Annotated in this window: 20 protein-coding genes; 17 read left to right on the top strand and 3 right to left on the bottom strand. The window is 44.1% G+C overall.

The genetic code is table 11. From position 1 onward, the window contains the following. Nucleotides 1-156 precede the first annotated feature (156 nt). A complete protein-coding gene (locus AC4HAN_RS02470) occupies nucleotides 157-1,017 on the top strand; it encodes a CvfB family protein (RefSeq protein ID WP_491090982.1) in 861 nt (286 codons plus the stop codon). 79 nt (nucleotides 1,018-1,096) lie between these two features. On the opposite strand, the gene AC4HAN_RS02465 is transcribed toward AC4HAN_RS02470, so the two are convergent. Continuing rightward, a complete protein-coding gene (locus AC4HAN_RS02465; RefSeq protein ID WP_491090980.1) occupies nucleotides 1,097-1,999 on the bottom strand; it encodes a diacylglycerol/lipid kinase family protein in 903 nt (300 codons plus the stop codon). Between the two features lie 148 nt (nucleotides 2,000-2,147). Between AC4HAN_RS02465 and AC4HAN_RS02460 the strand changes: the two genes are divergently transcribed. The 15 genes from AC4HAN_RS02460 (at nucleotide 2,148) to smpB (ending at nucleotide 14,086) form a co-directional block, all read left to right on the top strand. Then, complete coding sequence (locus AC4HAN_RS02460; protein ID WP_491090978.1) at nucleotides 2,148-2,363, top strand: YozE family protein; 216 nt, start codon at nucleotides 2,148-2,150, stop codon at nucleotides 2,361-2,363. A 142-nt stretch (nucleotides 2,364-2,505) separates the two neighbouring features. Next, entirely contained in the window at nucleotides 2,506-3,558 is a 1,053-nt protein-coding gene (locus tag AC4HAN_RS02455; protein WP_491090977.1) for a PhoH family protein, read from the top strand. After that, the gene (locus AC4HAN_RS02450; protein ID WP_491091122.1) at nucleotides 3,551-4,048 is read left to right on the top strand and encodes a GNAT family N-acetyltransferase; all 498 of its coding nucleotides are present in this window, start codon (nucleotides 3,551-3,553) and stop codon (nucleotides 4,046-4,048) included. The genes AC4HAN_RS02455 and AC4HAN_RS02450 overlap by 8 nt, the downstream gene beginning before the upstream one ends. A gap of 56 nt (nucleotides 4,049-4,104) precedes the next feature. After that, complete coding sequence (locus AC4HAN_RS02445) at nucleotides 4,105-4,806, top strand: HAD family hydrolase (protein WP_491090976.1); 702 nt, start codon at nucleotides 4,105-4,107, stop codon at nucleotides 4,804-4,806. A 523-nt stretch (nucleotides 4,807-5,329) separates the two neighbouring features. Next, the gene (gene ybeY, locus AC4HAN_RS02440; protein ID WP_491090975.1) at nucleotides 5,330-5,824 is read left to right on the top strand and encodes an rRNA maturation RNase YbeY; all 495 of its coding nucleotides are present in this window, start codon (nucleotides 5,330-5,332) and stop codon (nucleotides 5,822-5,824) included. Next, complete coding sequence (gene dagK / locus AC4HAN_RS02435; RefSeq protein WP_027976511.1) at nucleotides 5,808-6,215, top strand: diacylglycerol kinase; 408 nt, start codon at nucleotides 5,808-5,810, stop codon at nucleotides 6,213-6,215. Before ybeY ends, dagK begins: the two co-directional genes overlap by 17 nt. 222 nt (nucleotides 6,216-6,437) lie before the next feature. Next, nucleotides 6,438-7,334 carry a GTPase Era gene (era, locus tag AC4HAN_RS02430; protein ID WP_491090973.1) on the top strand — a complete coding sequence of 299 codons (897 nt, stop codon included), beginning with the start codon at nucleotides 6,438-6,440 and terminating at the stop codon, nucleotides 7,332-7,334. A 74-nt stretch (nucleotides 7,335-7,408) separates the two neighbouring features. Then, nucleotides 7,409-7,933, top strand: a complete 525-nt coding sequence (locus AC4HAN_RS02425) for a DinB family protein (protein WP_491090972.1) — start codon at nucleotides 7,409-7,411, stop codon at nucleotides 7,931-7,933. A 33-nt stretch (nucleotides 7,934-7,966) separates the two neighbouring features. Further along, nucleotides 7,967-8,788, top strand: coding sequence for a DNA-formamidopyrimidine glycosylase (mutM, locus tag AC4HAN_RS02420; protein WP_491090970.1), 822 nt, complete (start codon nucleotides 7,967-7,969; stop codon nucleotides 8,786-8,788). Next, the gene (gene coaE, locus AC4HAN_RS02415; RefSeq protein ID WP_491090969.1) at nucleotides 8,785-9,390 is read left to right on the top strand and encodes a dephospho-CoA kinase; all 606 of its coding nucleotides are present in this window, start codon (nucleotides 8,785-8,787) and stop codon (nucleotides 9,388-9,390) included. The genes mutM and coaE overlap by 4 nt, the downstream gene beginning before the upstream one ends. A 240-nt stretch (nucleotides 9,391-9,630) precedes the next feature. Next, nucleotides 9,631-10,821: a multidrug efflux MFS transporter gene (locus tag AC4HAN_RS02410; RefSeq protein ID WP_491091121.1), complete on the top strand. Its 1,191-nt coding sequence runs from the start codon at nucleotides 9,631-9,633 to the stop codon at nucleotides 10,819-10,821. Further along, nucleotides 10,821-10,967, top strand: a complete 147-nt coding sequence (rpmG, locus tag AC4HAN_RS02405) for a 50S ribosomal protein L33 (protein ID WP_003087331.1) — start codon at nucleotides 10,821-10,823, stop codon at nucleotides 10,965-10,967. The genes AC4HAN_RS02410 and rpmG overlap by 1 nt, the downstream gene beginning before the upstream one ends. 48 nt (nucleotides 10,968-11,015) lie before the next feature. After that, nucleotides 11,016-11,252, top strand: a complete 237-nt coding sequence (secG, locus tag AC4HAN_RS02400) for a preprotein translocase subunit SecG (protein WP_491090968.1) — start codon at nucleotides 11,016-11,018, stop codon at nucleotides 11,250-11,252. 55 nt (nucleotides 11,253-11,307) lie between these two features. Next, a complete protein-coding gene (gene rnr, locus AC4HAN_RS02395; RefSeq protein WP_491090966.1) occupies nucleotides 11,308-13,653 on the top strand; it encodes a ribonuclease R in 2,346 nt (781 codons plus the stop codon). Next, the gene (gene smpB / locus AC4HAN_RS02390) at nucleotides 13,616-14,086 is read left to right on the top strand and encodes an SsrA-binding protein SmpB (RefSeq protein ID WP_491090965.1); all 471 of its coding nucleotides are present in this window, start codon (nucleotides 13,616-13,618) and stop codon (nucleotides 14,084-14,086) included. Before rnr ends, smpB begins: the two co-directional genes overlap by 38 nt. A 92-nt stretch (nucleotides 14,087-14,178) precedes the next feature. On the opposite strand, the gene gloA is transcribed toward smpB, so the two are convergent. Together gloA and AC4HAN_RS02380 are read right to left on the bottom strand one after the other, a co-directional pair. Further along, nucleotides 14,179-14,568 carry a lactoylglutathione lyase gene (gene gloA, locus AC4HAN_RS02385; protein ID WP_491090964.1) on the bottom strand — a complete coding sequence of 130 codons (390 nt, stop codon included), beginning with the start codon at nucleotides 14,566-14,568 and terminating at the stop codon, nucleotides 14,179-14,181. Nucleotides 14,569-14,638: 70 nt separating this feature from the next. Beyond that, entirely contained in the window at nucleotides 14,639-15,304 is a 666-nt protein-coding gene (locus AC4HAN_RS02380; protein WP_491090963.1) for an NAD(P)H-dependent oxidoreductase, read from the bottom strand. A 301-nt stretch (nucleotides 15,305-15,605) separates the two neighbouring features. Between AC4HAN_RS02380 and AC4HAN_RS02375 the strand changes: the two genes are divergently transcribed. Continuing rightward, the gene (locus AC4HAN_RS02375; RefSeq protein ID WP_491090962.1) at nucleotides 15,606-17,039 is read left to right on the top strand and encodes a 6-phospho-beta-glucosidase; all 1,434 of its coding nucleotides are present in this window, start codon (nucleotides 15,606-15,608) and stop codon (nucleotides 17,037-17,039) included. Nucleotides 17,040-17,194 lie beyond the last annotated feature (155 nt).

The raw sequence follows: 17,194 nt of genomic DNA, 5'->3' as shown, positions 1-17,194 counted from the left end.
ACTGACAGATCTGTCAGCCATACCGGCTGTGTTCTCCTTGTTTTAAGTCTCTTAAACAATAACAACCACGATACGGGGCAGGTGACACATCAAAACAGTTTTAGCTTTTGATCATGTTCCTGCTCTTATCTTTTACTAAAAAGAAATAGGAATGATATGAATGAATTATTGGCAACTGTTATCACAGGCATGATAACGGATGAAAATGCAGACTTTTACTTTATCCAGACAGATGGCGTAACATTTGCACTTAGTAAAGAAGAAGGTTCTCATAAGATTGGTGACATGGTAAGCGGTTTTGCCTATGCAGATCTGCACCAAAAAAGCCGTCTGACGACCCTTATTCCAGCGGTGAGCCGAACGTCTTACGGCTGGGGTGTGGTGACGGATGTCCGCCGTGATCTTGGAGTATTTGTAGATACAGGGATTCCTGATAAGGAAATTGTGGTTTCTTTAGATCTTTTGCCGGAATTGAAAGAATTGTGGCCTAAAAAAGGGGATAAATTGTACATTAAACTGGATGTAGACAGAAAAGGCCGCATCTGGGGCATTCCTGCTGAACCGGCTGTTTTTCAGAAATTGGCTGGTCCGGCTTATGATAATATGCAAAATCAAGATTTGCGGGCTATTGTCTACCGTCTCAAGCTGTCTGGAACTTTTGTCTACCTGCCGGATAATAACATGCTGGGCTTTATTCATCCCAGTGAGCGCTATGCAGAACCTCGTCTGGGCGAAGAAGTGACAGCGCGTGTCATTGGCTTTCGTCAAGCTGACCGCACGCTCAACCTTTCCTTGAAACCACGTTCCTTTGAGATGTTGGAAAATGACAGTCAGATGATTCTGACTTATCTGCAGACTAACGGCGGCTTTATGACGCTTAACGATAAATCCTCCCCTGCGGACATCAAGGCGACCTTCGGCATTTCCAAAGGCCAATTCAAAAAAGCCCTTGGCGGATTGATGAAGGCTAAGAAAATCAAACAGGATCAGTCGGGCACAGAATTGATTGATAAATAAAGGATATCTCAGATTTTCTGGGATTTTTTGCCAGAATGACGGATAAAGAAAAAGATTGGATATTTTCCAATCTCTTTCTTTATTTGGGCACGATGGCTGTAATCGCATGGGGATGGACAGTGACAGTGACGGGAAGGCGTGAGCCGGTATCTCCATCAATACGAACAATAGGATTCTTAGCGCGTGACTTGCGACGATTGATGATGTGCAATTCTCCTGTCCGAAAATGGTCCCAATGACGGTATTGATTAAACTGTCCTCTGCGGATGAAGAAGAACCACAGGAAACGCAGAAAATGGAGCTTTTTCAAGGAATACACGCTAAAGAGGCCGTCATCGGTATGTTCATGAGGAGTAAAACCTTGCTGACCTGCAACGGTATTGCTCATGGTAATGAGGAGCAGTTTGGTCTTGATTTTTTGCTGCTGCCTGTCATGCTGCAAGATAAGTTTGTAGCTGCGCTGGCGGAACCAGATTTTTCGACCGGCCTTGATAAAGGCCAGTGGACCTAATTTTCGCTTATCCTCTGATGTTACCCCCAAAGCCGTATCGGCCATAAGGCCGAGTGTTAAGCTGGATACCATGTACTCACCATTGACTTGGGCAATATCGAAGGCTTTTTCTTGTCCCTGAAGCAGATTGCTGAGGGCGGAAGGAAGGTCCAGGGGTACTTTGAGAGATTTAGCCAGATTGTTCACCGTACCAGATGGAATGATGCCAAGCCGTGAGTAGCCGCCACCCTCAAATATACCTGCACAGATCAAGTTTATGGTGCCGTCTCCTCCTAAAGGAATGATGAGATCCGCCTTATTTTGGCAGGCTTCTTTGGCAAACTGCCGCGCCTCATCTGGACTTTGGGGAGAAAGAACAGTGATGGATTCAATGCCGGCTTCCTTTTTAAAAAAACTTTGAATCTCGTGGATGAGGCTGTCTTTGCTCTCTTTCCCAGATTTTTGGTTGACAATGATGACAATATTTTGCATAGAGCCTCCTTCAATAATCAGTGTTATTATAACACAGTTTTTGCTATTCAGTTTCATCAGAGTTTTGCTGATAAGAAGTCAAGATCGGACATTTTTGCTGTTTTCTGCTAGAATAAGACAAAGATAAAGAGAAGAAAAAGGAGAAGCAATGAGAAAATCGTTTTACACATGGCTGATGACGCAGCGCAATTCGAAAAGTCAGGAGCCTGTTGCTGTTTTGGCAGATTTGGTCTTTGAGGATACAACCTTTCCCAAACATACGGACAGTTTCGAAAAAGTCAGCCGGTATCTGGAAGATGAGGCCAATTTTTCCTTTAATCTGAGTGAATTTGACAATATTTGGGAAGATTATCTGTCACATTAAAAGTCACGCGGCCGGCGTGATTTTTTGATATAATAATATCAAATGCAAGAAGAAACAAGGATGCATGCCATTGTCTGCCGGTTTAGGCTGAAAAGAGCAATTTGGCATGTTTTGCTTAAAAAATATGATAAAGGAGCCGCTTTTGCAAGATTATTCTGTTGATATTAGCTTAAACCATCCCGATGATATGATGAGTCTTTTTGGATCCAATGAACGCCATTTAAAACTTATCGAAGAGCACCTCGGTGTTATTATTCATGCCAGAACAGAGCGGGTACAAATCCTCGGAGACAGCGAGGAGGCAGTCAATACAGCCCGCCTGACCATTGAAGCGCTGCTTGTTTTAGTTGGCCGGGGGATGATTATCAATACGTCAGACGTTGTAACAGCCCTTTCCATGGCGCAAAACGGCAGTATTGATAAATTTGTAGCTCTCTATGAAGAGGAAATTATCAAGGATTCTTATGGCAAGCCCATCCGTGTTAAAACATTGGGACAGAAAGTTTATGTGGACAGCGTCAAAAATCACGATATTGTTTTTGGCATCGGTCCTGCCGGGACAGGGAAAACCTTTTTGGCGGTGACGCTGGCCATAACGGCTCTGAAAAGAGGACAGGTCAAGCGGATTATTTTAACGCGTCCAGCGGTTGAAGCCGGTGAAAGCCTTGGTTTTTTGCCGGGGGATTTAAGGGAAAAGGTTGATCCTTACCTGCGTCCGGTTTATGATGCTCTTTACCGGATTTTGGGCAAGGAGCAGACGGCGCGTCTGATGGAGCGCGAAATTATTGAAATCGCGCCCTTAGCTTATATGCGCGGACGGACGCTTGATGATGCCTTTGTTATTCTTGATGAAGCGCAAAATACCACCATCATGCAGATGAAAATGTTTCTGACCCGCCTCGGCTTTAACTCTAAGATGATTGTCAATGGGGATATCAGCCAGATCGACCTGCCTAAAAATGTCACATCGGGATTGGTTGATGCTGCTGAAAAGCTGAAAAAGATTAAACAGATTGATTTTGTTTATCTGTCTGCCAAAGATGTGGTCAGACACCCTGTAGTGGCTGATATTATCAATGCTTATGAAAATGCATCGGATAAGGAGCGCAGCCATTTTCCAAAAGAAGAAAAATCAGGCTTAGCTGCTTACGAGACCACTGGTGAGCCGGCCAAGGAGACGGAAGATGATAATTGAGGATTTGTCTGGGGATTTCAGCTGTCGAATGCTGACAGAAGCAGATTTGCCGGCTGTCTTAGCCTTATACAAAAGCAATCCCCAGTATTTTCACTACTGTCCGCCCGAGCCGAGTCTGGAAAGTGTCAGAGAAGATATGCAGCAATTGCCCAATGGAAAGTCTCGTTCAGACAAGTTTTTCCTTGGCTTTTGGAATAAGCAGGACTTGGTGGCTGTCATGGATTTTGTCTTGGCTTATCCTGATGAGAAGACAGTATTTATTGGTCTGTTTATGGTTGATCAAGCTTATCAGGGAACAGGCATTGGCAGTCAGCTCATCACAGAAGCGCTAAGCCGTTTTTCAAAAACCTTTCAAAAGGCACGCTTGGCTTATGTCAAAGGGAATCCTCAGTCACAGGGATTTTGGGAGAAACAAGGTTTTAAAGCTGCAGGAGCTGAGATTAAGCAGGAGCAGTATACGGTTGTTCCAATGGAAAAATGGTTAAACTAATCAGTAAGGATACGGGTAAAAGGTATTAAGCAGAAATCTGAAGGTGATAGAAACTAATGAAAGCATTGATTTTTGATGTTGATGATACTTTGTATGATCAAATTCAGCCTTTTAAAAAGGCGGTGAAAAAGCATTTAGAGCTGGCAGAAAGGTTGCTGGAGCCGGTCTATATTGCCAGCAGAAAATACTCGGATGAAGCTTTTGAAGCTGTTAATACAGGGGAGATGACACTGGAAGCCAGCCATATCTATCGTTTGCAAAGGGCGCTGGCTGATTTTGGTGTAAAAATATCAGATCAAGAAGCTTTGATGGTTCAAACAGACTATAGTTTCTATCAGGGTCAGCTGACGCTTTCGCCGGAGTTCGAAGAAGTATTTGCTTACTGCCGGCAGGCGGGTATTGTTATGGGGGTTATTACCAATGGCCCTCATCAGCACCAGCTCAAAAAGATTAACAGTTTGGATCTTTTTCGCTGGATTCCTCAGGAAAATGTGCTGATTTCAGGCGCTGTAGGATTTGCCAAACCGTCGCGGGAAATCTTTGATTTGTTAGCGCAAAGACTGCAGCTGCCGGCGGCCGACATTTTTTATGTAGGGGATTCTTTTGATAATGATGTTGTCGGCTGCTATAATGCCGGCTGGAAATCAATCTGGCTCAACCACAGAAACCATCTGCCCTCACAAACAGAAGTTCATGCTGATTATACCCTGCGGCATCGCTCTGAGCTGCTGCCGCTGTTAAAGACAATTAAACAGTAACCTTACTAATTGCTGCATCAAACCTGCGAACCGCAAAGAAATCAGAAGAGGCCGGACAAAAAATCCAACTTCCCCAATTAGAGTTTTCATTAGGCAGACAGTGCGATGAATCACTGTGGAATGGCAGTTTTGGTCATATTTTACGCTCTTGTCCCAACCCAATTTGACGTCAAATTTCACTTGACTTTATCTGCTGCCTCAAAAGGTTTACCGAATCTTTTGAGCTGTGGGGCGGGAAGACGGGGTCTTTTGCTGTTTGTTGAGCTCTTTCCCACTCCCTTTCTTTAGAAAGTAAGGGCTTTATGGTATAATAGAGTGATAAGTTTAGAAGAGCAGGAAGGATAAGGCTGGTTTGTATGCAAAAGCAGGCACAACTGAATGCTTGAAATTTAGATAAATTAGCGTAAGCTTTAATCGCCATTGTGGACAAGTTTTTAACTTATCCGTGGCTGCAGCCTGCCGGTTTGGCTAGTTAGGTGTGAATGTCTGAATTTCTGCTGCAAGAGGCCTTTTGACATGAGATATGTATATTGAAATGATTGATGAGACCGGTAAGGTTCCAGAAAATATCAAGAAGCAGACAATGGATATTTTGGAATTTGCTGCCGAAAAGACAGGTAAAGAAGACAAGGAAATGGCCGTCACGTTTGTCAGCAACAAGCGCAGCCATGAGCTCAATCTCCTCTACCGTGAGACGGATCGGCCTACTGATGTTATCAGTCTCGAATACAAACCCGAGTCTGACCTTAGCTTTGATGACGATGATTTAGCGGAAAATCCCGAATTGGCGCAGATGCTGGCGGAGTTTGACTCTTATATCGGCGAATTATTTATTTCGATTGATGAGGCCAGAGAGCAAGCTGAAGAATACGGCCACAGTTTTGAACGTGAAATGGGCTTTTTAGCAGTGCATGGTTTTTTGCATATCAATGGTTATGACCATTACACTCCCCAAGAAGAAGAAGAAATGTTCAGCCTACAGGAAGAGATATTGAATGCCTATGGACTTAAGAGATAATAAACAAAGCCAAAAAAAATGGAAAAACAGAACTCTGACTTCCAGCCTTGAATTCGCTCTGACAGGTATTCTTACAGCTGTCAAAGAAGAGCGCAATATGAAAAAGCATGCGGTGTCAGCTGTTTTAGCTGTTATTGCAGGCTTTGTTTTTAAGGTGTCCGTCATCGAATGGCTTTTTCTTTTACTGAGTATTTTTTTGGTCATTACCTTTGAAATTGTTAATTCAGCTATTGAAAATGTCGTAGATTTAGCCAGTGACTACCACTTTTCCATGCTGGCTAAAAATGCTAAGGATATGGCTGCCGGTGCTGTTTTGATGATTTCGGGCTTTGCTGCTTTGACCGGTTTGATTATTTTTGTACCGAAGATTATTGATTTGATTTTTGGCTAATAGCAGTGCCGATAAACTGCAGCATGCGCTTATCATGCAGTTACCTTTAAACTGAGCTGACCGTGTAGCTCAAATGATTAGAAAAAGTAAAAAAGAAAGGAAGGGACGTATTGGTGTTCTAAAAGGACACGGTTTGAAAAGTGGGGAAAAGCCAACCGTGGGAAATCTTGATTTCTTGGCCGTTGTTCATTTTTATTTTACTTTTTGCGTTCTTAGTATCTTATGTTTAAATCAGGTTTTGTGGCTATTTTAGGCCGCCCTAATGTTGGTAAATCAACCTTTCTCAATCATGTCATGGGACAGAAAATCGCCATCATGAGTGATAAAGCGCAGACAACGCGCAATAAAATTATGGGAATCTATACAACAGACGAAGAGCAAATCGTCTTTATTGATACACCAGGGATTCACAAGCCTAAAACGGCTCTAGGCGATTTTATGGTAGAGTCAGCCTATTCGACCCTGCGTGAGGTTGAGACTGTTCTTTTCATGGTTCCTGCTGATGAAAAACGCGGCAAGGGCGATGACATGATTATGGAACGCCTCAAGGCCGCCAAGATTCCTGTTATTCTGGTTATCAATAAGATTGACAAGGTTCACCCGGATCAGCTTTTAGAGCAGATTGATGATTTCCGTTCGCAGATGGATTTTAAGGAAATAGTTCCCATTTCAGCGCTTCAGGGCAATAATGTGGAAACCCTCATGACCATTCTCAAGGACAATTTGGAAGAAGGCTTCCAGTATTTCCCTGAGGATCAGATTACCGATCATCCGGAACGCTTCTTGGTGTCTGAAATGATCCGCGAGAAAATCCTCAAATTGACAGAGCAGGAAGTTCCGCACTCAGTTGCTGTGGTTATCGAATCCATGAAACGCGACGAAGAAACAGATAAGGTGCATATCCGTGCGACCATCATGGTTGAGCGTGACAGTCAAAAAGGGATTATCATCGGTAAGCAAGGAGCCATGCTCAAAAAAATCGGCAAGATGGCACGCCGCGACATTGAACTCATGCTGGGTGACAAAGTCTACCTTGAAACCTGGGTCAAGGTCAAGAAAAACTGGCGCGATAAAAAGCTGGACTTGGCTGACTTCGGTTATAATAAGAAGGAGTATTAATAACAAACAGCAACTGGCTAAGCTCCCTCTGTTTATTTGTTTGACGTCTTCATAACGGATTAAAGGAGGTTGTTATGACTTATTTAGATATGTTAGTAGAAAGTGTTGACCGTGCACAGGAACGGTTTGAACGGCTATTTGAAGGAGTGACGGCTGACGAGGCTAATCGTTTCCCAGCTGCTGAAGTTTCAGGTCAAATTAAATCCATGACTTGGCTGGCTTGGCACACGGCGCGTGAACTTGATTTTCAAATTTCAGATTTAGCAGGTACAGAACCGATTTGGTTGGCTCAGGGCTGGAAGGAAAAGTTTAACTTAGATTTGCCGGATGACACGCAAGACTGGTGCCACACGTTGGAGGAAGCCCAAAAAGTCCAAGTGGATGACCTGAGTATTGCGCTGGGTTATCTGGAAGCAGCTGCCAATCTTGCTAAAGACTACCTTAAGTCGCTGAATGAAGCTGCTCTTGCTGACATTGTGGATGACTCTTGGACACCTGCGGTTACTCGCGGTGCCCGCTTGGTCTCCATCATTGATGATGCAGCTATGCATTCGGGTCAGGTTATCTATGCCAGACGTTTGCTGGGGCTGAAGGATTAGTTTTTTGGGAATAGCAGAGCTAAGGAGGAAACAGTGCCGGAATTACCAGAGGTTGAAACCGTCAGGCGCGGCTTAGAAAGCCTGATTGTCGGCAAGAAGATTGTGTCAGCAGATGTGCATGTGCCTAAAATGGTTAGGACGGATTTGGATGCCTTTGAGATGAATCTGCCGGGAGAAACCATTCACTCCATGCGCCGCCGCGGGAAATATTTGATCTTTGATTTTGGACAGCAGATTATGATTTCGCATCTGCGCATGGAAGGCAAGTATCTTCTCTTTCCTGAACAAGTGCCTGAGAATAAACATTTTCACGCGTTTTTTGAGCTGAATGATGGCTCAACCTTGGTTTATCAGGATGTTCGCAAGTTTGGGACCTTTGAGCTCTTGGCCAAATCAGCTGAAGAGGCTTATTTTGTCAAAAAGAAAATCGGGCCCGAACCGACCAAAACAGACTTTAAGCTGTCGCTTTTTGAGCGGGCTCTGCTATCTTCCCAAAAACTCATTAAACCGCTTCTTTTAGAGCAGAAGCTGGTTGCCGGTCTGGGCAATATTTATGCGGATGAGGTGCTCTGGTCAGCTAAGGTTCATCCGGAACGGTCGGCGGGCAGTCTCAAAAAGGCGGAAATCAAACGCCTGCATGATGAGACCATCCGCATTTTACAGCTGGGAATTGAAAAAGGAGGCTCGACTATTCGCACTTATCGCAATGCTCTGGGTGAAGACGGCACCATGCAGCAGTATTTGCAGGTTTACGGCCGAGCTGGCGAGCCTTGTTCGCGCTGCGGAACAGAGATTCAAAAGATAAAAGTGGGAGGACGGGGCAGTCATTTTTGTCCCAAGTGTCAAAAAAGATGAGCAAAATTATTGGAATTACAGGCGGTATTGCTTCCGGTAAGTCAACAGTCGTTGAGCAAATCCGTCGATCCGGTTATCAGGTGATTGATGCTGATCAGGTAGTGCATGATCTGCAAAAAAAAGGCGGCAGGCTCTATCAGGCTCTTATTTTTGCCTTTGGAACCGATATTGTAGCAGCGGACGGTCAGCTGGACAGAGTCAAATTGGCTCAAATTATTTTTTCGACTGAGGAAAATCAAGAGAAATCTGCTAAGCTGCAAAATCGGATTATCCGCGACGAATTAGCCCGCAGGCGTGATGCTTTGGCTGCTAAAGAGCCTCTTTTTTTCATGGATATTCCGCTTCTTTATGAGTTGGACTATCAAGACTGGTTTGATGAAATCTGGCTAATCTATGTTGATGATGATAAGCAGCTAAAGCGGCTGATGGAGCGCAATCATTACAGCCGTGATGAGGCTCTCAAGCGGATTGCTGCGCAGATGCCTTTAAAGAATAAGAAAAAATTAGCTCAGGTCATTATTGACAACAACGGCCGTCCGCAAGAAACCCGCAAGCAGCTTCAGGAGCAGATAGAGCGTTTAGAAAAGGGACAACCTTTTTAAAGGGGAAAATATGGAGAAAGGTTCCGGCGGCTATGTTCTTAAAGAGGCACAGGACACGCTGCCCTTGCAGTTTCTCATTGCAGCTCATAAGCCTTAGACTTAGAGGCTGAACAGTTAAAAGATTAAAAATAATTTCAATTAAAGCTGATTGCTAATCAAATCGGCTTATTTTGTGCTATAATAATGAAGCAGTTTAGAGAAGGAAGATGATGACTTATAACTAATCACAGTGTCAGTACTATTAATTGGCGGCAGAATTTAAGGGTGGCTTGGTTTGGTAATTTTCTTACCGGAGCAAGTTTTTCGCTTGTAATGCCTTTTATGGCGCTTTTTGTCGAAGAACTAGGAGCTGAACCGAGCAAGGTTGAGCTCTATGCCGGGCTGTCGGTGTCGCTGTCGGCTCTGGCATCGGCCTTGGTTGCCCCTGTTTGGGGAAAACTGGCTGACCGTTACGGCCGTAAGCCGATGATGATTCGGGCCAGTCTGGTTATGGCGTTTACCATGGGAGGTTTAGCCTTTGTTCCCAATGTTTTTTGGCTCTTGCTCCTAAGACTTGTCAATGGCGCCTTTGCCGGCTATGTGCCCAATTCAACAGCCTTAATTGCCGGGCAGGCACCGCAGGAAAAATTAGGCTATGCACTTGGAACTCTGGCAACGGGCGTTACAGCCGGGACCTTGATCGGTCCGCTTTTAGGCGGTTATTTTGCCGATCTTTTAGGGATTCGCAATCTCTTTCTTTTTGTCGGCAGTTTACTTTTACTGCTTAATTTTATGACTATTTTTTTGATTAGGGAAGATTTTACACCCGTTAAAAGAAGCGATGAACTGCCAACCAGAGAGCTGCTGAAGCAGGTCAAGAACCGTCAGGTTATGCTGGGTCTTTTTGTGACCAGTATGATTATTCAGGTTTCCGCTCAGTCCATTGCGCCTATTTTGACGCTTTATATCCGTCACCTGGGGCAGACCGAAAACCTTATGTTTGTATCAGGGTTGATTGTGTCCAGCATGGGATTTTCCAGCATGCTCTCTAGTTCTTTTCTGGGGAAAATCGGCGACCGTATCGGCAATCACCGTCTTTTGCTGGCAGCTCTTTTCTACAGTTTTTGCATGTATATTTCTTTTGCCCATGCGAAGACACCTCTGCAGCTGGGACTGCTTCGGTTCATGTACGGCTTTGGCACAGGAGCTCTCATGCCCAGTGTTAATTCTCTCTTAACCAAGATCACTCCTAAGGAAGGCATTTCACGTATTTTTAGCTACAATCAGATGTTTACCAATATGGGTCAGGTTATCGGGCCTTTTATCGGATCGAGCGTAGCTGCAGGACTGGGCTATGATTGGGTCTTTTATGTGACCAGTGCCATTGTCTTTGTGAATTTCTCTTGGAGTTTCATCAATTTTAGACATTATTTGAAAGTTAAGGAAATTTAGTGCGTATTAAGATCCATTTACAATGTTCAAGCTGCGGCAGCAAGAATTATCTGACCAGCAAAAATAAGCAAAATCACCCTGAAAAAATTCAAGTGCTCAAATACTGCCCTAAGGAAAGAAAAGTAACCCTGCATGTTGAATCTTGATAGGAAATATGTTAGAATGGCTAAGATGACAGTGGAGGAAGTAAGTAGATGTACAACTTTTTATTAACAGCACTGCTGGTTTTATCCCTTATTTTAGTGATTGCGATTTTTATGCAGCCGCAAAAGAACCCCAGCAGCAATGTTTTTGATAACAGCGGATCGGAAGCTTTGTTTGAACGGACGAAAGCTCGAGGCTTTGAAGCCTTCATGCAGCGCTTTACAGCGGTTCTAGTCTTCTTTTGGCTAGCGATTGCCTTGGCGCTTGCTATTTTATCAAGTAAATAAAAAGTGAGCTTGACCTAGTCTGGCTTATTTTTTTTGAAACAATCAAGGAAAGAAAATGAAAGAAAAAATTATTAATTATTTGCAGGAGAAGGGCAAATCAAGTGTTGATGATTTAGCCGGCAGCCTTAATATGGCAGGTGCTAAAAAGTTTCCTTCGCTGATTAAAGAGATTTCCAGTCTTGAAAGCAAGGGCAAGCTGCGCTTTGAAAAGGATGGCACCATCTCTCTGAGGAAAAAACCGGAAAAGAAAGACCAGATTACCGTTAGGGGAATTTTTCGTGCCAATAAGGCAGGCTTTGGCTTTGTCAGTGTCGACGAAGCAGAAGAGGACCTCTTTGTCGGCCGAAGTGATACCGGCTATGCGATTGACGGTGATACGGTTGAGGTAGTCATTAAAAAGGTAGCTAACCGTCTTAAAGGCACCGCTGCAGAAGCGCGTGTGGTTAAGATTGTTGAGCACAGTTTAAAGACAGTTGTCGGCCGCTTTATTTTAGATGATGAAAAACCTCATTATGCCGGCTACATCAAAAGCAAAAATCAAAAGATCAGCCAAAAGATTTTCATCAAAAAAGAGCCCATCGTCTTAGACGGGACTGAAATTATCAAGGTTGCTATTGATAAGTATCCGACACGGGGGCATGATTATTTTGTCGCCAGTGTCCGCGATATTGTGGGACACCAAGACGATGTCGGTATAGATGTTCTGGAAGTTTTAGAGTCTATGGACATCGTGTCAGCCTTTCCTGACGCTGTTTTGGCAGAAGCCAAGGTTATTGCAGAAACACCCGATAGCAAGGATTTCATCGGCCGTCTTGATCTGCGCGATGAAATCACATTTACCATTGACGGGGCTGATGCTAAAGACTTGGATGATGCGGTCCATATCAAACTGCTGGATAACGGCAATTTTGAACTTGGCGTGCATATTGCCGATGTTTCCTATTATGTAAAGGAGGGTTCTGCTCTTGATAAGGAAGCCTTGGCCAGAGGGACCAGTGTTTATGTGACAGACCGAGTAGTTCCTATGCTGCCTGAGCGTCTGTCAAACGGTATCTGTTCGCTCAATCCTAATCTTGACCGCCTGACCCAGTCGGCCATTATGGAAATTGACAAGCAAGGGCATGTTGTCCGTTATCAAATCACTCAGACGGTTATCAAAACGGCATTTCGCATGACTTACAGTGATGTTAATCAGATTATTGCCGGTGATGAAGCCCTGATTAAGAAATATGCCAAGATTGTGCCGTCTATCCGCCAAATGGTGGCTCTTCACAAGATTTTAGAGAAGATGCGTGAAGACCGCGGGGCGCTTAATTTCGATACCTCAGAAGCAAAGATTTTAGTCAATGACAAAGGAATTCCTCTTGATGTCGTCCTGCGCCGGCGTGGGATTGCAGAACGGATGATCGAATCCTTCATGCTGGCTGCCAATGAATGTGTGGCTGAGCATTTTGCTAAGAAAGAACTGCCTTTTATTTACCGGATTCATGAGGAACCAAAGGCTGAAAAAATACAGCAATTTATAGATCATGCCAGCATTTTTGGCATCAGCATCGGCGGGACTGCTAATAATATCAGCCAAACAGCTCTGCAGGCCTTTATGAAAAAAATGGAAGGTCAGCCCGGCAGTGAAGTCCTCTCCATGATGCTGCTGAGATCCATGCAGCAGGCGCGGTATTCAGAACACAATCACGGGCACTACGGTTTGGCTGCTGAGTTTTATACCCATTTTACCAGTCCGATTCGGCGTTACCCTGACCTTTTGGTCCACCGTTTGGTGCGTGAGTATGGTCAGCCAACGGCTACCAAAACAGAGCATTTTGCTGAGCGAATTCCTGAAATTGCAGCACAAAGCAGCAGTTTGGAACGCCGGGCCATTGATGCTGAACGTGCTGTTGAGGCCATGAAAAAGGCAGAATACATGGAAACCCATGTCGGTGAAGAATTTGAAGGCGTCATAGCCAGTGTTGTTAAATTCGGGCTTTTTGTTGAGCTGCCAAATACCATCGAAGGCCTGATTCATGTGAGCACTCTGCCGGAATTTTACCATTTTAATGAACGCAGCCTCAGCCTTCAAGGGGAAAAATCCGGTACCGTTTTCCGTGTCGGCCAGAAAATAAATGTCAAATTGACTAAGGCGGACAAAGCAACTGGTGATATAGACTTTGAATATCTGCCAAGCAGCCATGACGTTGTTGAAAAGATGTCCGGATCTAAAAAAGCTAAAAAGCGTTCTTTGTATAAGACCAATAGCGACAGCAGCTCAACAGCTGATAAGCGCAGCAAAAAGTCATCTGTTTCGCAAAAGAAATCAAAAACGAAAAAACCTTTTTATAAAGAGGCAGTGAAGAAAGGAGGCAAGCATGGCAAAGGGGCAGGGAAACGTCGTCGCGCAAAATAAAAAAGCAAGGCACGACTATGATATTTTAGAACCCTACGAGGCCGGACTTGTGCTGACGGGAACGGAAATCAAAAGTGTTCGTGCAGCCAGAATAACGCTCAAGGACGGCTTTGTCCAGATAAAAAACGGTGAAGCCTGGCTAAACAATGTGCATATTACGCCTTATGAGCAGGGCAATATCTGGAATCAGGATCCTGACCGGACACGCAAGCTCCTCCTTAAAAAGAAAGAGATTGCAAAACTGGAAAATGAACTGAAAGGAAGCGGCATGACGCTGGTGCCTCTTAAGGTCTATCTCAAAAATGGTTTTGCCAAGGTCTTGCTCGGTTTGGCAAAAGGAAAACATGATTACGACAAGCGTGAGTCCATCAAGCGCCGCGAGCAGGAAAGAAATATTAAGCGTATCATGAAGAATGTCAACATGCGAGCTTAGTAAATCTTGCTATCAACACCGTTTCTATATAAAAAAAGCGAGAGAGTCAATTCCTGAAAGGAAAAGACGTCTCCCGCTTTTTTTATTCGCCCTTAAGCGTTAAATTTTTTTAAATCGATAATTTCAATCTTATAACCATCAGGATCAGTGATGAAGTAGTACATCTTTGGTCTTCCGGGAAGGCCTGAGAGATCGGTTACGGTGTAGCCGGCTTCCTTGTGCGCTTGATGGCTTGCTTCAAGGTCATCAACACCAACGGCAATGTGACCGTAGCCGTTACCGAGGTCATAAGCCTCGTGATCGTAATTGTAGGTCAATTCCAGTTCATAGTCGGGATCGTCTGCTAATTGCAGGTAGACAATGGTAAATTTATGATCAGGAAAATCACGGCGGCGCACTTCCTTAAACCCTAAAGCTTCTTGATAGAATGCCAGAGAAGCGTCCAGGTCTTTAACGCGGACACAGGTATGTAAAAATTTCATAGATAGTTCCTTTCTTTATGAGTAAAGATAACATCAGCACATCTAGGCTGAGAAGCTCTTAAACCGGCAGCTATTTAGGCCAAGTAATCACTTCTTCGCGCGGTTTGCGTGCTCTAGGATGTTTAGGGTCTCGCAGACGGTAGCCAAAGGAAATCATATTGGCAATTCCTTCGGTTTGAGGGTCAATCAGCCCGGCCTGACTTAAAATGTGATCAGCCTTATCATAGTCAAATCCCTCAATAGGGCAGGAATCGATGCCAATCATGCTGGCAGCTGTCATCATATTGCCCATGGCAATGTAAGTCTGCTTAGCAGCCCAATCAAATAAAGCACGTTCACTGTCCAGCTTCAAATCATTTTTTTGGAAAGATTCATACAGCTTGAGACGGGCATCCAAGCCTTCTCCCTCCTTTATCCCGCGGCGGATCAGACTTTGACGGATATTTTCCGAATCATAGCGGACATCTTTTCTGGCTATGGACAGTACAAAATGACTGGCCGTTTCCAGCTGGTACTTGGCTCCCCAAGCAATCTCTTTGAGCTGCTCCTTGATGGCCGGGTCTTCTAAAACGATAAAACGCCAAGGTTCAAGGCCGATGGAAGACGGGCTGAGCCAGGCAGTGTCAAGGATAAATTCCATATCTTCTTTGGGAATCTTTTGGTCATTGTAAACCCGTACAGCAACACGGTGATCAAAAGCCTGACGGACTTGTTTTTTAATGTCTTCTTTAGTCATGGTCAATGTCTCCTTAGTTTAGTTTGATAAATTTATCATACCATAATTTTCTCTAAAAAGGATAAGAAGAGATGACCATTTTGGCTTTTACAGGAACCAGATTTGATTGCTAATGCAAAACTCAGTCAAGAGCTGTAGCGTTGGCGTTTGGTTTTGCCGTCTGATATCGCCTAAGGATGGATTCAAGAAAAGAGACTTTTGCTTCAAGCTGAAAATTTCCTTAGCCCCTAAGGAAATTTCTCCTATTTAAATTTTGAAACCGTTTGCTAAAATGAAACTAGAAAAACAAGGAGGTAGAAGTATGTCTAAATTACCTGAAAATTTTCTCTGGGGCGGTGCTGTTGCTGCTCACCAGTTAGAAGGCGGCTGGCAGGAAGGCGGCAAAGGAATTTCTGTTGCTGATGTGATGACAGCAGGCCGGCACGGTGTTCCGCGGGAAATTACAGCAGGAGTTCTGGAAGGCAAATATTATCCCAATCATGAAGCGATTGATTTCTATCATCATTACAAGGAAGACGTCAAACTCTTTGCTGAGATGGGATTTAAATGTTTTCGGACTTCCATCGCTTGGACCCGCATCTTTCCAAATGGTGATGAGTTAGAACCTAATGAAGCAGGCTTGCAATTTTACGATGACCTTTTTGATGAATGTCTCAAATACGGCATTGAGCCGGTTGTAACCCTATCGCATTTTGAATTGCCTTATCATCTGGTTACCGAATATGGCGGCTTTACTAATCGCAAGACTATTGATTTCTTTGTCCGTTTCGCAGAAGTTTGCTTCCGCCGTTACAAGGACAAGGTCAAATATTGGATGACCTTCAATGAAATCAATAACCAGGCCAACTACCAAGAAGACTTTGCACCTTTTACCAATTCAGGTATTGTCTACAAAGAAGGTGATGACCGTGAAGCCATCATGTACAAGGCAGCCCACTATGAATTGGTAGCATCTGCGCGTGCTGTGAAAATCGGTCATGAGATTAATCCTGACTTGCAGATTGGCTGCATGATTGCCATGTGCCCCATTTATCCGGCAACCTGTAAGCCATCTGATGTACTTATGGCCCAAAAAGCTATGCAGAAACGCTATTATTTTGCAGATGTGCACGTCCATGGCTATTATCCGGAACACATCCTTAAATACTGGAAACGTAAAGGTATCGAGGTTGATGTGACTGACGAAGATAAGAAAGACTTATTAGCTGGAACCGTTGATTATATCGGCTTTAGCTATTACATGTCCTTTGCCATTGACAGCCACCGTCCAAATAATCCGCACTATGACTATCTGGAAACAGAAGATTTGGTTAAAAATAACTACGTTAAAACATCTGAATGGGACTGGCAGATTGATCCTGAGGGTCTGCGCTATGCCCTCAACTGGTTTACCGATATGTACCATTTGCCGCTCTTTATCGTGGAGAATGGCTTTGGCGCTATTGACCAAGTAGCTGAAGATGGCATGGTACATGACGATTACCGGATTGATTACCTTAAAGCTCATATTGAACAGATGATTAAGGCAGTTGATGAAGACGGTGTTGACCTCATGGGCTACACGCCTTGGGGCTGTATTGATCTGGTTTCAGCAGGGACCGGCGAAATGCGTAAGCGCTATGGCTTCATCTATGTTGATAAGCATGATGATGGTTCAGGAACCTATGCCCGTTCACCCAAATTATCCTTTGACTGGTACAAGAAAGTCATTGCGTCAAATGGGGAAGAGTTATAATAAGCTGAATTATCTTAGAAAGTCAGAGAGAGGCTGGACAAAAACTTGCCCAATATTCCTGTTTTGGAATAAGCTCTTGACGCAGTGGTTGGCTGGCTTTCCTTTTGCCACAAGGCCAAAGCGGAAAACCTAGCCAACTGTGCGGGGGTGGGAAA

It is taken from the genome of Streptococcus sp. ELY_86, from assembly GCF_058314495.1.
Note: the sequence above shows the minus strand (reverse complement) of the source record. Positions and strands in the feature narration are given on the sequence as shown.